The organism is Mesorhizobium sp. M1338 (genome assembly GCF_040318045.1).
GTDB lineage: Bacteria > Pseudomonadota > Alphaproteobacteria > Rhizobiales > Rhizobiaceae > Mesorhizobium.
The window spans coordinates 79,423-94,219 of sequence record NZ_JAMYLL010000010.1 but is presented as its reverse complement, the minus strand read 5'-3'; the positions used below and the strand labels follow the sequence as shown (position 1 = coordinate 94,219).

Sequence of the window (14,797 nt, the reverse complement as noted above, 5' to 3'; positions counted from 1 at the left end):
GACCAGCGGGATAGGCCGCGGTCCGGCACGCCCTTGATGGTCTCTGGCAGAGTGCTGCCGGTCGATCCCTCTGGCTAGCGGTTTTGCTGCACAGAGCGTGCTGGGTTCCTCGTTTTAGCCGGCTTTGGACCGCGCCGCATCGCTGGCGCCAGCGCGTACCAAATAGGTCGCCTGTTCATAAGCCCTTCCAGATGACAGGCTAACTTACCCCTGGAAGCGCTCGTTTCTTGACAGCCTACGACTATGCAGCCACTGCAATGCACAGAATAATTTGGATGGGCCTTTGGACGACCCATTTTGGCAAATCAACGCCCGCAGCAGGGGCAGCCGCTTCCAAGCGGTCCCATCGTAATCTGTTCAGACTTTTCGATACGCTCATTGAGTGTGCCGATTTCGGCGCCAGGCCGGGTGATCCGTGTTACAAACTCTTTCCGATCACCCAGAGACAACTTCGTATATCCCCGGATAACCTTGCGCAGTTCATCGTTCATCATCTTCTCCTTATTTAGTTTCCGCCGCAAACGGCGCATTTCTTTTTTGGCCACCAACGCAAACGTCGAGAAATGGGGATTTCGTTACACACCGCACATAACCTTCGATACTCGATCAGCCCGTTTCGCATGCCTAGGTTCTTTTCTTCGGACGTTATGTCCTTCTCGATGTCATGGGAATCTATGATTTTTTGTTGATCGGTCCGCATCCTGAATTCGAGAGCGATATCGTCGACTCGACTTTCGCCGATTGCACGCCAGGCCTCCTCCATTTCATATGAATCGCGCATGGCACGTGAGCTATAGGCCAGATCGTCGTCCCATCGGCTGAAGACTGCCCAAAGAGCGAAAAGCAGTTGGATTACCGCGGCCACCGCGAGACCAATCTTAAGCACCGTCAGGTAAGTCGCTGGCAGTCCGAATGTGTCTGAGCCCGCAATAGCGCCAAGAATGATGGGAATTGCGAACGCCCAGAAATCGCGCAGCCTCGTAAGAAGCTTAAGTCGCCTCAGACGGCGCGAAAAAACGGTATATGTGCCATGGCAGTTCAGCGCAGAATTCCACGCTTTTGTGCGCACCTCAGCTTCAGTGATCATGTCGGCTCGATGACAAAACATTAACTCAGTGGGAACTGCCGGTCGGCCGCCTCGAATAACATGTGGAAGTGAAGCACGGTAGGTTGTGAATGGAAAAAATATCCGTACTTTACTGCTATTCACAGAGGATAAATCTTCATGACAAAGAAGCCTGACAGAACGGTTTATCAGCGCCCTGCCGACAAAAAGTGGGTAGACAGACGAAATGACGCCGATCGCGGCTTCGTGCATGATACGCAGAAGGACGCAATTCAATCCGCCAAGGAAAAGATCACCAATCAGGGCGGTGGCGAACTGACGGTGAAGGGCCGCGACGGAAAAATTCGTAGCAAGGACTCGGTCGGCGGCGGTAACGATCCCAATCCTCCGAAAGACAAAGAACATTGATGCCTTCCACGCTGCGACGCCGCAGGCCTAATATGGTTGCTTTTCCAGGTCGCCTGCCTGCACGGCAGGTGAGCATCATATTTGCCTGAATTGGCACTACGCCAATTCGCTTGGCGGGTATAGGTTTTCAGCATCGACGCATCCTGCCCTTGCGTGTTCCTCAGGCACTTCCGTTCCGGCCATTCCGCCGCGGTTGTGACCACGGCTCTAGGGAACCCCTGACGGGCTTCCGGACATCGTGTGACAATCCCTTTTGTAAGAGGCGAGTTCCTCTCGCCGGAACGCCTGCGCCACATGGCGCAAATCCGTTGGTCTAGAGGAGGCCGAGAGCTTCGCTTTCCCTGACTAGCCGTGGCACCCATGATGGGATGAATGCGCTGGCACAAGGCGGGAATGACGAGGGTCCAGCACGACCCGTTGATGTTCACTGACAGAGTGCTGCCGGTCGATCCCTCTGGCTCGCGGTTTCATCGGTGGCATCAGAGCGGAGAATTGCTGTGCTCTTTGCAGCGCTCCCGCTGCATGAAAGCGACGTCGAGACGTAGAGCTTGACGCCGCTGGTGATGACCACGACGATGTGATTCAGAAATTGCGAGCACCGCCTACGAAGCCGTACTCGACGCCAGCTTCGCGCCTTCACACGCGACACCGCCGCCGCATGATCAACTCGAGAAAAATGGCGGTTGCCGCAACCGACCAGTGTCGTTGGCGGTTATTGTCGCTCCAGCCCCTCCTTCGCAGGCGCTGGTGAATGCACGGCCCGGCATTTACACTCGGCGCGGTCAGCCGCTCGGGCACCGCATCGCCGGCGCAAGTATTTCCGTCGTTCAACGGCAAAAACAGAATTGATGTATTCTATCATATGCCGCGAGGTTTCCTTTCACGAATGAAAGAAAGCTCGATTGACTATCCCGCCTCGCTCCAGTCTGTTGAAAACAACGTGTGGTTGCCTTGGTGCAAGCCGAGACCATGGCCAAGCTTCGTGGAGGGGAGAGCCAAGCGATGCATCAGGGTTCGATCCGCTTCGCACTCGACCAAACGGCGGCACGAGTTCACGTCGGAGTATTTTCGGGCCTGCTCGCGACGCCGCGGGCGCACATGCCGCCGGCTTACGTTTGATGGCGCGAGATCGAGGATCACATGCACCACAACATTCGCAAATCAGAACAAAATGCCAGCGAGTGCGGCATATCGCTGCCGGATGCGATAAGAGGTTGTCCAACGTCCGAGACGAATCCTGCGAATGGGGTATTGCACGAGCGCGCCCTCATCGGAATCTTCGAAATATCGAAAATACTCACCGGTCCCGCCCGGCTCGAACTCACGTTGGCCAAGGTCGTTGATCTCCTGCACTCGTTAGTGCAGATGCGGCACGGCATCATCACTCTCTGCGATGCCGAGGCCGGACTGGACATCACCGTGGCCAGCGACTGCGACACGAACAGCAATGAGCCCTCCCGGTCGCGCGTGCCGCGCAACGCCATCGATCAGATTGTGACGACGGACACGCCGCTCATCGCCGAGGACATAGCGATGCATCCGGCCTTCACTGCCGCTGACATCGAGGTGCTTGGGGCCTCCGATACCGTGTCCTTCATCGGCGTTCCCATTCGTGTTGATGGGAACGCCGTAGGCGCGCTGACTATGGACAGGGCTTTGGAAAGCAGGTCAAGCTATCGGCTCGATTACGATGTCCGACTGCTCACCATGATTGCCAACATGGTGGGACAGACAGTCAAGTTGCACCGCTTCTGCGCGGGGGACCGCGAGCGACCGCCGGAGTTGGAAGATCGGCTGCAGACGAAATTTTCCGATGTTAAGCACCCTGCACCCCGGCGCAAAAAGGTTCATGTCGAGGGGATGATTGGTGACAGTCCGGCGATAAGCGCGCTGCTGGAGAAGATCGCGATCGTAGCCAAGGCAAAAACCACGGTTCTGTTGCGAGGCGAGTCCGGTACCGGGAAGGAGCTGGCTGCCAAGGCAATTCACGAGTTGTCGCCGCGCGCCAAGCGGCCCTTCGTTAAACTCAATTGTGCAGCGCTCCCAGAGACAGTCCTGGAATCCGAATTGTTCGGTCATGAGAAGGGTGCCTTCACAAGCGCATTCAATTCCCGCAAGGGGCGCTTTGAGCTCGCTGACAAGGGGACGTTGTTTCTGGATGAGATTGGCGAGATCTCGGCCTCGTTCCAGGCAAAGCTACTGCGCGTGCTGCAGGAGCAGGAGTTTGAGCGCGTCGGCAGCAATCAGACCATTAAGGTCGATGTTCGCGTGATTGCCGCCACGAACAGGAACCTGGAAGAGGCGGTTGCAAGGAATGAGTTCCGCGCCGACCTATACTACCGCATCAACGTGGTTCCCTTGCTGGTACCAGCATTGCGCCAGAGGCGCAGCGATATTCCGCTGCTCGCAGCTGAGTTTCTCAAGAAGTTCAACGACGAGAACGGCTGTACGCTTACCTTCGATCCAAGTGCGATTGAAGTGCTGATGAAATGTGAGTTTCCCGGCAACATTCGCGAGCTTGAAAATTGCGTGCACCGGACAGCGATCCTGGCCGAGGGACTATCAATCGGGAGAAACGACTTTGCCTGCTCGCAAGGCCAATGCTTTGCCGAGGCGCTGTGGAAGTGCAGATCGGGCAAGGCCGCGCTGCAACCAGCGCCGATCCTGCCGGAGTCAGTGAATCCGGCCACGCCGCCGGATGCGGCAGCCTGTTCGGCCGCGACCACAGTCCCGCGTGCCGGCGCAACACACCCAATTGGCGCGAGGACCCCCGACATAGAGCGCGTCATTGCTGCCATGGAAAGATGTGGCTGGGTGCAGGCAAAGGCAGCGCGCCTCCTTGGACTGACCCCGCGCCAGATTGGCTACGTGCTGAGGAAATACGGCGTCGAGATCAAGCGTATCTGAAACCGAGGAGATGAGCTGAGCTGCATAGCGCCTTGCGGCAGCGATGCAGATCCGCGTCCGCGTCCACTCGATTCACCGAGGACAGCCTGGCCGAATTCCCGTGTCTGCGTTGCGACCATCGTGTGAGTGGCAACGCTTCCATCGTCAATCCTGTCCGCCATGTTGCTTTCGTTGCGAGCTCATACGGATGCCCCCTGTTGACTGAAACGGAGTTAAAATATGTCCGATGCAAAACTGCAAACTGTGCTTTCGGCTCTTCCGCCAGTGACGCGACAGTTAGATCCTCTGCCGTCCAACGGACCAGCGCCGGACGGAAATTTTGTCAAGCTGAATACGAATGAAAACCCGTTTCCGTTGCCGCCAATCATAATGCAAAGTGCAGTGGCGGCTCTCAAGTGCCAGTATCTATATCCGGATGACGATAACATCAGCTTGAGGGAAGCGGCGTCCAGCACCTATGGCGTTTCCAGGGATCAGGTCATCGCAGGCAACGGGTCGTCTGAACTGCTCGGACTCATCTACAGAGCTTTCCTCGCGCCTGGCGATAAGGTTGCGATGATGTCGCCAGGGTTTTCGTTCAACCGCAAACTTGCCATGATTCAGGGCGCCGAGTTTCTCGAAGTCGGATGTCAAGCTCATTCCCTGCCAATGGAGCAATTGCTTTCCGGTCCGGCAAAAGACGCCAAGTTCATTATGTTGGCCAATCCAAACAATCCGACCGGAACATTCCTCCCGATAAGCGATATCGAACGCCTCGTAGCACAATCGGACCGCTTGGTTGTCCTTGATGAAGCCTACGTCGACTTTGCACCCGATCATGGCCTGCGCCTCATCAACCAGTATCCGAACGTTCTGATCTTGAGGTCATTCTCGAAAAGCTATGCCGCCGCCGGCATTCGCGTCGGTTTCGGTTTCGGTCACCCTGAAATTATTGGCAGGCTGCGAAACATCCAGAACGTCTTCAACATGAACGTCATCGGGCATGCCGTTGGTATCAGCGTGCTTGCGCATCGCGGCGCCTACGCAGAGAACCACAAGCACATCAAGGATGAACGAGAGCGAGTGACAGTCGCGCTGTCGCAACTCGGATTTTCCGTAACGCCCTCCCGCGCAAATTTCTTGCTGGCCCGTGTGCCCGCGGGACAGGACGGCTCATGGTGGCAAGCAGCATTGGAAAGGCAAAAGATACTTGTCGCGTTTTTTCCGGACAAAGGCTTGGAACACTGCATACGCGTCAGCATCGGCACAAAAGAGCAGATGGATGCATTTCTTGCTGCCGCTGGCGACATTGCTGGAAGCTTAACGGTGCCAAGCTCCAAGGGCAGGGAAGCGTCAGGCTCTGCTTCTTCCTTACGCTGACGCTAATCGGCGATCACACACATCTCTTCCGACTTGCTTGGTCATCCCAGCAAGAGAACAGCCTGCTTTTAAAATTGGGGACTTATCGAGTGACAAACGTCTTTCCTTCAAACCTAGCGTTCGGCATCTTCGATCATCTGGACGAGGATGGCCGCGACATCGGTCGGCAGTACGAAGATCGCCTGATATTAGCAGAGGCGTGCGATCAGCTAGGGTTCTATGCCTATCATCTCGCAGAACACCACTGTACTCCCCATGGGAGAGGTCCATCGCCGAATCTGTTCTTATCGAGCGTCGCCCAGCGCACCCGGCGCTTGCGTCTCGGACCCTTGGTGATGCTGCTTGCGCTTTATCATCCGCTGCGTGCGTTCGAAGAGATCTGTATGCTGGACCAGTTGAGCGGTGGCAGGCTCGAACTGGGCATAGGGCGCGGTGCTCTCCCGATCGAATTGGGCTACTTCGGGATTGGTGCGGACGCGGTGCCGGGCCGTTATGCCGAAGCCAGCGAAATCCTCATGGAAATACTTGTTAATCCGATGAAGGTCGGCACGCTATGCTATCAAGGCCGCCATTTTGATCTCAATGACGTTCCTTTGACGCTAAGACCTCATCAGCGTCCACATCCGCCGACGTGGGTCGCTGCCAATCGACCCGAGTCCGCAGCTTGGGCGGCTGCGAATGGAACAAATATCGCGTGTGTAGGACCTTCCTCTTCTGTTCGCAAAACTACTGATGCGTTCCGCGCCTATCGAGAAGACAACGCTGGCGCGGGGGATCAGGCGCAATTTATCGGATTGCTCCGCATGGTCGTGGTTGGGCGTTGTGACACACATGCCTATTCGCTCGCGGCACCTGCTTACGAACGCTGGCTCAAGAGCTTCCAATTTCTTTACGAGCTTAACGCTATCCCCACTCCACCAAACCTGCCGCTGACCTTCGATGCGGCAGTCGAGAGTGAATTGTGCGTGGTAGGATCAGCAGAATCTGTGCGAAAAGCTCTGTTAGGTCAGTTGGAAGAGGCAGGTGCCAACTACCTGCTTTGTCAACTGGCATTTGGAAATCTGCCGCTAGATGCTTCCCTGTACACTGCGACGACCATTCAATCCGAAATCATGGCTCGATTTGGCTGACCATGAAATTCGCAGTCTGAGGTTGAATCGTTGTACAGCGCTCCTTCACATCCACGTGCTCGAGCGTGCACGTGGTGGGGACGGGCAATCGGGAGGGAGGCCAAACTGACGACGAGCCGGCGGCACAGAATACCAGGTTTGTGCGTTGGCTGGCGTCTGGGCCATCGTGTGAACCTGCATGATCCTAAGGAGATGATGGCCGAGCGCGTCACGATGCAGGCACGCGTCTGCTCGTCGCGCTCGCGCTACCCGTTGCCCATAGCCCGCCGCAGAGGTTCTTCTCGCCCGGGGCGGCGTCGGTGCGGCGCCTCCAGCTTCATCAGCGGCCCGGCGGTAGCAAAGCCGCCACTCGCTACGGCGCTGTTGAGGGCGCGCTCGCGAGCGGCTTTGCTACGCCCAGCCACCAACGGGAGCGAGCTCGCCCGATGATGGGGTGCACCGCGGTCGGGATACGATGCTGAAGGAAATCGTTCGCAGCCGGTCTTCACGAACTGCGAGGAGTGCTTGTCCTTGAATGCTGCCTGCTGGCCGTCTGCGGTGGCCTGAGTGGTCCGCCGACACGCCCGAAAGTCAACGCCACTACCACAAGGCCGCCAAAAACTCAGGTCTGGGAGCCAGCTTGGAAGGTGGTCTCGTGTTCGGGGATGTCGTCGAAGGAGGCGTAGTTGAGATAGTAGAGTTTGGAATACAGGCCGCCCATAGCTATTAGCTCATCGTGGTTGCCAGTCGCAACAACTTGGCCATTCTGAAGCACGATGATGCGGTCGGCCCCCCGGATCGTGGCGAGACGGTGGGCGATGACGAGGCCAGTCCGCCCTTCAAGCAGCTTAATCAGAGCCTTCTGAATCTGCAATTCCGTATAGCTGTCGATGTTGGCGGTCGCTTCGTCGAGCACGAGGATCTTGGCGTCAGCGACGAGGGCGCGGGCGAAACTGATAAGCTGGCGCTGGCCGAGAGATAAGTTGTCGCCGCGTTCGCCAAGTTGGGTCTCATACCCGTCGGCGAGGCTCATGATGAAGTCATGCGCGCCGACCGCCATCGCCGCCTCGATCACCTTGTCGCGCGTGACTTCCGTCTTCTGGTATCGAATGTTCTCGAAGACCGTCCCGGTGAACAGGAATGGCTCCTGCAGCACCATGGCGACCTGGCGGCCGAGCGATTCCTGGGTGAGGTCGCGCACATCATGCCCGCCGACCAGCACCTGACCCTGCTGAACATCATAGAAGCGGTGGACCAGGGCCATCGCACTCGATTTGCCAGAACCGCTCGGTCCGACCAGTGCGACCGTCTCGCCGGGATTGACCCTGAAGGAGACATTTTTCAGAACCGAACGGTTCGGATCGTAGCCGAATGTGACGTCCCTAAACTCAACCGAGCCGTCCATTTCGGGCGAAAGCACCTCGGCATTGGGTTTGTCCTGAACATCGATCTTGACATCGAGCACATCGGTCAGGCGCTTGCCTGAGGCCATGGCGCGCTGCATGATCGAATATTGCAGGGTGAGTGAGCGGATCGGGTCAAAGAAGCGCTGGATGTAAAACAGGTAGGCTACCAACACGCCCACATCTATACGGCTATTCACGACCATCGAGCCGCCGACCACAATAACGGCGGCCAAGGCGAGGCCCGTGAGGCCATCGACGATAGGCACCATGACCAGTGCATATCTGGCAGCGATCAGTTGGGTCCTGAGGTTGGCATGGGCCCGGTCGTCGAAAAGAATGAAATTCACCTGCTGGCGATCCATCGACTGTATGGTCCGCACGCCGTGAATGGCTTCGGCCAGCGCGCCATTGACGACGGAATTGGTTTCGTGTGCAGCCATGAAGGCGTCGCGGGCACGCGGCAGCCAGACAATGCGGACGATCACCAGGATCGGCAGAACCGACAGCGTCAGGAGGCCGAGGCGAAAGTCGAGCCACAGCATTACGAAAACGATGCCAAAGAGAAGTGCAACATCGCCTAGGGAATATACCGAGGTTTCCAGGAACTCCTGTATGGAGTTAACGTCGCCTTGCAGGCGCGACATCAGGCGTCCGACCTCAGTCTTGTCCATGAAAGAGAGCGAAACCTTTTGCAGATGGCCAAACATGGCGCGGCGGATGTCGAACAGGACAGTTTCGGCAATTTTCCCATCCAAGGTTTCCTGCATGTAACCGGCGGCGAAATTGACCAAAATCGCCCCAAGGAACGCGCCGACGGCCGCAAGCTGGGCTGAGCGATCACTCGCTGCCGGGTTCATGCCCTGGTCGATCGCGTAGCGGATGATCAAGGGGATGAGAAGCTGCGTCCCGGTGAAGATCAACATCGCGACAATCGTGACAACTACCTTTGCCCGATAGGGATGGACGAAGCCCCAGATCCGGCGGAGGATGCTCTTGTCGAAAGCCCGGCCGAACATCTCCTCCTCGATCCGGTGCGAGCCGACGACCGCGCGCGGAGGGCGTCTGCCGTCGTCACGTTCGGCTTCGAGTTCGCCGGGGCCCTGGTCCATCAGCGGGCGCCCCCATACTGGGTCATATGCTATCACCTGGGCGCGTCTGGAGATCGTAAAGGGCCCTGTAGCGTCCCCGCTTCGCCAGAAGCTCTTCATGCGTGCCGCGTTCTACGATTTCGCCGTTATCGACAAAAAGGATCTGATCGGCATGCATAAGCGCACTCAGCCGGTGCGCGATGATGATCGTCACCCGATCCTTGGCGAAGCGCCGCGTCGCCGCGCGAATGCGCTGCTCGGTGCCGGCATCGATCGCGGCCATCGAGTCGTCGAAAACGACGACAGAGGGGCGCAGCATCATGGTGCGAGCAATCGTGAGACGCTGGCGCTGGCCGCCAGAGAGAGAGACGCCGCGTTCGCCCACGACCGTCTCATACCCTGCTGGGAGCCCGAGGATGTAGTTGTGGAGCTGGGCGAATTCGCCAGCGCGTTCAATTCGCTGTCTCTTCGCCCAGGGGTCGCCATAAGCGATGTTGTTCTCAATCGTGGTGGTGAACAGGAACGCATCCTGCTGTACAACGGCAACCGCCTTGCGAAGGCTCTCGAGGGTGACATTGCGTATGTCCTGGCCGTCCAACGTGATGGCGCCACCGGTCACGTCGTAAAAGCGGGGGATCAGATGAGCCATCGTCGATTTGCCGGAACCCTGCGGACCGACGATCGCGATCGTCTCGCCTCTCCGGGCCTCAAAGCTGAGGTTCTTCAGAACGGCGCGGTTTTCGACATTGGGGTACGCAAATGAGACATTGTGGAAGCGCAGAGTGCCGTCGCTTATCTCAAGCGGTCTGGCCTCGAGAGCATCCCTGATCGTGATCTCCTGATCGAGGAGACCGAAAAGCCGCGAACCGCAGCTGGAAGCGCGGGCAAAGGCATTGACCATGAGGCCGATCTGGCGGACTGGCATTTGCAGGATGGTCATGAAGGTCAGGAAGGTCGCCATCGTTCCGACGCTGATCTCGCCAGCGATGAGCTTGTTGCCACCGATCCAAAGCACCAATCCCATTGCGAAAAAGAAGGACAAGGTCATCGCCGACGTGCTGGGTACGTAGATGTCAACGAGATCGTTGGCGAGGCCGAGCGCGGTCTTGGAAGCGCGGTCGAACTTCAGCATCTCATAGGATTGAGCCGCAAAAGCGCGGACCACGCGGATGCCTGCGAGATTTTCCTTCATCACGCGGCTTAGTACCGAAAGGCGCTCATAGAGGTCGAGCCAGGTGGCGCGCAGCCTAAGCTGTGTGGTCGATGAGCGCCAGGCGACAAAAGGCACGAAGCTCAGCGCGACCAGGCCGAGCATGAGATCGATCGAGATCATCATGTAGGCGCCGATCCCGATCAGCATGGTGAGCAGGACCACGCGAACGAGCGCGGTGGAAAAATACATCCGCACCCCTTGGAGATCGAGCATTCCGATGGTGATCAGATCGCCTGAATGGACCCGATCGTGAAAGGAAAAGCTGAGACGCTGGATCTTGTCGTAGTAGGCGAGCCGCAGTTCGTACGCGACATGATGCCCGACGGCTTCGGCAAAATAGTTCTGCGCCATCGTGAAAAGGCCGCGTAGCGCGCTGACGGCGAGCAGCAGGAGAGCCGGGGTCCAGAGCGCTTGCCCTGCCGCGCTCCCGCCGCCCCCGATGGCTGTCTGGGCCTGGTCGACAGCCCGGCCGAGAAGCTGGGGAATGAGCAACTGGAGGATTGCCGCCATGATCGTCGAGCCCATAGCGAAGGCGACCTGCCAGGGATGCCGAAAATTCATACGCGTAATGCGCAACAGCGTACTCAAATCCCGGCCCCAGCGCGCCGCTTCAACATGGGTCAACGAATTCAGAGCGTTCGTTGCGCTGCCGACAGCATCACTGTTCACGGGTGTATTCCCGACTGCATTTTGCGCCTTCGTGGAAAGCCGAAGGACGCATCATCAAAGGCATCCGCCATTGTTAATCCCGTCCTCAACCTGCAGCCGTGCCCGTTCCCAGAAGCCGAGCCGCCGCTTCACCTACTGGCATGTCGATCACAGTGATTCCGCTCGCCGCAAGGAAACGCGCTTCGTTTCTGGTCAGGGTTTCCGCGTCCATTACGGTGCAATAGGGACCGCGGGAGCGCTTCATGATCTGTCTGGCGTAGGTGCGCAGCATCTGATCGTTGAAGCGGCAGCCAACGAAGAAAAATCCACGGGTGATGCGCCGTTCCTTCACCACGTCTGGGATCGGTGTCTGGATATCAATTTCGGTCAGGACTTCGACATAGTCGGAATCTGCGACGAGAAAGTTTTGCGCGGGCCTACTACTCCCGTGAGGTGCATAGAGGACCGTCTTTGCCCCCGATCGGGCGTCGAGCTCCCTCCCGGACAAATCGTAGGTTTTTGTCCAAATGTTGCCGATTTCGTTCGCCCGCGTGACGCCTTGTATCTCAACGACGTCCGTTCGGCCGGTCTCCACGAGAGCCGTGCGCATCGCGCTGTCATACCAGCTGTCGATGATGAGGGAGAGCGGCAGCCTTGCGAGCCAGGCGTGGAGGAGGGTTGGCCTCACCGGCGCTGCGAATATCTCCGTCATCCAAGCTTGAAGCGTCCGGCGATGCCGGCGCTGTTCGATGAACTGCGCAACCGACCACATATTGGTGCGGATCCTGGAAGGGGCGGGCGCCCGTGCATTGAGTGCCGCGGCAACGACCTCCGGAGTATGCGGCACAGGCGGTTCCGCACAGTTCAACCCAAGAAGACCCGGACCGAGATAGGGGATCACCTCATCGGCGGCGAGCGCTTCCTTCGCCAAGTCAAGCAGCTTATCGGCAAAACTGTCCCGCACGATGACGAGGTGGCCCGATGTCAGGATCGTGTTCATGCTCGTTTCCTAGCGACGCACTTAGCGGCAGCATCAGTCCTCTTCGGAAACCTTCCTTGCCTCGACAGTGATCGGCAGACGCGTATCCCGTGGGAGATCGGGTAAGACGAGCCGCCACCCGTTCCGGAGCGTGATAGTTCCGCCCCACAACTCTTCCTTCTCGAGCTTGATGATCGGCTCTTCGAGGTCTTTTTTGGGGACATACGCCGACAAGCCAGCATCGGTCCTGCGGATCATGACTTTCATCTGGCCGTCCCTTCATTGGAATTGCTTTCAGCACTGCAGGACTCGGCTTTCTCGAGGCTCATCAGTTCACGCGCTCGCATGCCGACGACGGTGCCACGGTCGATCCACTCGACCGCATAGATGAAAAACTGCTGGAGAAAGGTGCCGATGTCGCGCACATATCCCTCGTCGCCCTTGCGCACGAGATTTTCGCCGATTTCCCTGCCGGGATAGGTGCCGTCATTCTTTATGTGGCGAGTGGCACGTACCCGCTCTCCCGGCATGAATCGTGGGGGCCTGCGGATTTCGATCTCCTCTTCGCGTCCGAGCGACATGTCCGTTCCCTGATTTCTCTTGGGGCTGCAGATTGTGAACAAGGCGCTCCAGGCGTCCTGCGTAGGCAGCCCCAACCATGTCGGCAGCCCATGGGGTCACGCAGGAACGCAGGTCTTCGGCACCGGGCATACCGAGGCACATTGCTGCGCATCGAAGACCCCCTCGCATTCGGTGCACTTCTGTGACTCGATCACGTAGCTCTCGCCTTTGAACTTGATCGCGCCGGAAGGACATTCGAATTCGCAGGCGCCGCATTGGGTGCATTGGGATGCGATGATCTTGAAAGCCATTTTAACTCCTGGTCCGAATGAAATGAGACAGCTCAGGCCGTCGCCGCGAGTGCGGGGGCCCCTGACGTGGCGGTGTAAATCGCGCTGATTGCCGTCTCGATATAGTCATGGGCATAAGCATCGGTCGCTTGGATTCCAGCCTCCGCGAGCTGATCCTGCGGGCAAGTTCCGATCCTGGCGCACAGCACGATATCTATGCCTTGAAGGGCTGCGATGATGCCATCGAGGGCGGCTTCCTTGCCCAAGCCGCCGAGGCAATACTTCTCCACCTTCCGATGCCCGACAAAGCTGATCCCCCTCGGCGAGGCTTGATAAACCTGGAATTCCTTCGCATGGCCGAAATGTTCGTTGACGCGGCCGCCGCCCTTGGTCGCCACCGCGAAGAGGACGGCTTTGCCGGGCCTGGCTGCCTTGACCAATCCGATCGCTTCACTTCTGGCCGCCACGTGATCACGGCGCTCCTGCGCGACCAGCTCCCGATAGGCCTTACGCTTGCTGGCATCGTAGGTGACCTCGCCGGGAATCCGGTCGGCCGTGAATTCCTGGCCACGATCCTCGCCAAGCATGCCGACGGCATCTGCCCGGCACTGCCGGCAGTGGCGCATCAACTGGGCGCCGCCTTCGAGACGATCCTGAAGAGCCTTCAGCTCCATTGCGTTTGGGCCGCGCTGCCCACTCAGTCCGTAGTGCGTGCCGTGCGCCGGGTCCGAAATCAGCGGCATGAGGTTGTGCAGGAACGCGCCTCGCTCCTTGACCCATCTATTCACCTCGATCAGATGCTCATCGTTCACGCCAGGAATCATCACCGAATTGATTTTGGTGAGGATGCCGCGCGCGGTCAGCATCTCCAGGCCCAACATCTGCCGCTCGTGCAGCATCCGGGCGGCTTCGAGGCCGACGTAGCGGCGATGGTCGTAAAAGATCCAAGGATAGATCTTTGTACCGACCTCAGGGTCGACCATGTTGATGGTGATCGTCACGTGATCGACATTCATGTCGGCAAGCTCATCGACATGGTCCGGTAGCGCGAGCCCATTCGTGGAGATGCAAAACTTGATGTCTGGGATTTCCCTGGCGACCCTGGCGAAGGTCGCCTTCGTCTTCTTCCAGTCGTAACAGGCATCGCCCGGTCCGGCGATGCCGAGCACGGAAAGCTGCGGCACCTCGCTGGCGACCGCGATCACCTTGCGTAGCGCCTGGTCGGGCGTCAGCTTTTCAGAGGCCACCCCAGGCCGGCTTTCGTTGGCGCAGTCATATTTGCGATTGCAGTAGTTGCACTGGATGTTGCAGCCCGGCGCGACCGCGACGTGCATGCGCGCGAAATAGTGATGCGCCTCTTCTGAAAAGCAGGGGTGATCCTTGATCTTCTCCCAGACAGCCGGATCCGTGTCGTCGGGCTTTGTCGACGAGCCGCAGGATGACGCGCAGCCACCGGGTTTCATGGTGCCAAGCAACTGGTCACCGAATGTCGTGCTGAGGCTCTCAAGCGAAATTGCCGGTGCAGACATGAACGGCTCCGTTGCTGCGTGATGTCGCAGTTCAAAGCGCAAGAGCTATGCCAGCTCAAAGAGCTGTTTCGGTTCACGAATAGGCTTGTCGTGTCAGATTCCTTCGGATTGCTCCGACACACCTTTGTCGGGCTTACGACAGTGGACACGCAAATAGGGTCGCGAGGCTACCAGCCTTGGGCGCGCAAAGTGTGAACGAGACCACTCCGGGCTGCTTACGGTTGACGTCATCAC

The 14,797-nt window shown here is 58.2% G+C and carries 13 protein-coding genes; 4 read left to right on the top strand and 9 right to left on the bottom strand.

What is annotated here, in order from left to right; genetic code table 11:
* Positions 1-305: 305 nt before the first annotated feature.
* Both NKH19_RS12670 and NKH19_RS12665 read right to left on the bottom strand, forming a co-directional pair.
* Entirely contained in the window at positions 306-491 is a 186-nt protein-coding gene (locus tag NKH19_RS12670; protein WP_196815355.1) for a hypothetical protein, read from the bottom strand.
* A 14-nt stretch (positions 492-505) separates the two neighbouring features.
* Positions 506-1,087 carry a mobilome CxxCx(11)CxxC protein gene (locus tag NKH19_RS12665; RefSeq protein WP_352982208.1) on the bottom strand — a complete coding sequence of 194 codons (582 nt, stop codon included), beginning with the start codon at positions 1,085-1,087 and terminating at the stop codon, positions 506-508.
* Between the two features lie 138 nt (positions 1,088-1,225).
* On the opposite strand from NKH19_RS12665, the gene NKH19_RS12660 reads away from it, so the two are divergent.
* The 4 genes from NKH19_RS12660 to NKH19_RS12645 all read left to right on the top strand — a co-directional run bounded on the left by NKH19_RS12660 (position 1,226) and on the right by NKH19_RS12645 (position 6,870).
* Complete coding sequence (locus NKH19_RS12660) at positions 1,226-1,474, top strand: DUF2188 domain-containing protein (protein WP_023813721.1); 249 nt, start codon at positions 1,226-1,228, stop codon at positions 1,472-1,474.
* Positions 1,475-2,614: 1,140 nt separating this feature from the next.
* Positions 2,615-4,381, top strand: coding sequence for a nif-specific transcriptional activator NifA (gene nifA / locus NKH19_RS12655; RefSeq protein ID WP_352982207.1), 1,767 nt, complete (start codon positions 2,615-2,617; stop codon positions 4,379-4,381).
* A 219-nt stretch (positions 4,382-4,600) separates the two neighbouring features.
* Complete coding sequence (hisC, locus tag NKH19_RS12650; protein WP_352982205.1) at positions 4,601-5,740, top strand: histidinol-phosphate transaminase; 1,140 nt, start codon at positions 4,601-4,603, stop codon at positions 5,738-5,740.
* Between the two features lie 89 nt (positions 5,741-5,829).
* The gene (locus NKH19_RS12645) at positions 5,830-6,870 is read left to right on the top strand and encodes an LLM class flavin-dependent oxidoreductase (protein ID WP_352569645.1); all 1,041 of its coding nucleotides are present in this window, start codon (positions 5,830-5,832) and stop codon (positions 6,868-6,870) included.
* 601 nt (positions 6,871-7,471) lie between these two features.
* Here NKH19_RS12645 and NKH19_RS12640 read toward each other — a convergent pair.
* The 7 genes from NKH19_RS12640 to nifB all read right to left on the bottom strand — a co-directional run bounded on the left by NKH19_RS12640 (position 7,472) and on the right by nifB (position 14,563).
* Positions 7,472-9,364, bottom strand: coding sequence for an ABC transporter ATP-binding protein (locus NKH19_RS12640; RefSeq protein ID WP_352982203.1), 1,893 nt, complete (start codon positions 9,362-9,364; stop codon positions 7,472-7,474).
* A 22-nt stretch (positions 9,365-9,386) separates the two neighbouring features.
* Positions 9,387-11,225 (bottom strand): ABC transporter ATP-binding protein, encoded by a 1,839-nt coding sequence (locus tag NKH19_RS12635; protein WP_352982202.1) that lies wholly within the window; start codon positions 11,223-11,225, stop codon positions 9,387-9,389.
* An 85-nt stretch (positions 11,226-11,310) separates the two neighbouring features.
* Positions 11,311-12,204, bottom strand: coding sequence for an SIR2 family NAD-dependent protein deacylase (locus tag NKH19_RS12630; protein ID WP_023736292.1), 894 nt, complete (start codon positions 12,202-12,204; stop codon positions 11,311-11,313).
* Between the two features lie 33 nt (positions 12,205-12,237).
* The gene (gene nifT / locus NKH19_RS12625) at positions 12,238-12,450 is read right to left on the bottom strand and encodes a putative nitrogen fixation protein NifT (protein WP_023813715.1); all 213 of its coding nucleotides are present in this window, start codon (positions 12,448-12,450) and stop codon (positions 12,238-12,240) included.
* Entirely contained in the window at positions 12,447-12,764 is a 318-nt protein-coding gene (locus NKH19_RS12620; protein WP_023736294.1) for a nitrogen fixation protein NifZ, read from the bottom strand. The genes nifT and NKH19_RS12620 overlap by 4 nt, the downstream gene beginning before the upstream one ends.
* A gap of 96 nt (positions 12,765-12,860) precedes the next feature.
* Entirely contained in the window at positions 12,861-13,055 is a 195-nt protein-coding gene (locus tag NKH19_RS12615; RefSeq protein WP_023672218.1) for a 4Fe-4S dicluster domain-containing protein, read from the bottom strand.
* 32 nt (positions 13,056-13,087) lie between these two features.
* On the bottom strand, positions 13,088-14,563 hold the full coding sequence (gene nifB / locus NKH19_RS12610) for a nitrogenase cofactor biosynthesis protein NifB (protein WP_352982200.1): 1,476 nt from the start codon (positions 14,561-14,563) through the stop codon (positions 13,088-13,090).
* Between the last annotated feature and the right edge of the window lie 234 nt (positions 14,564-14,797).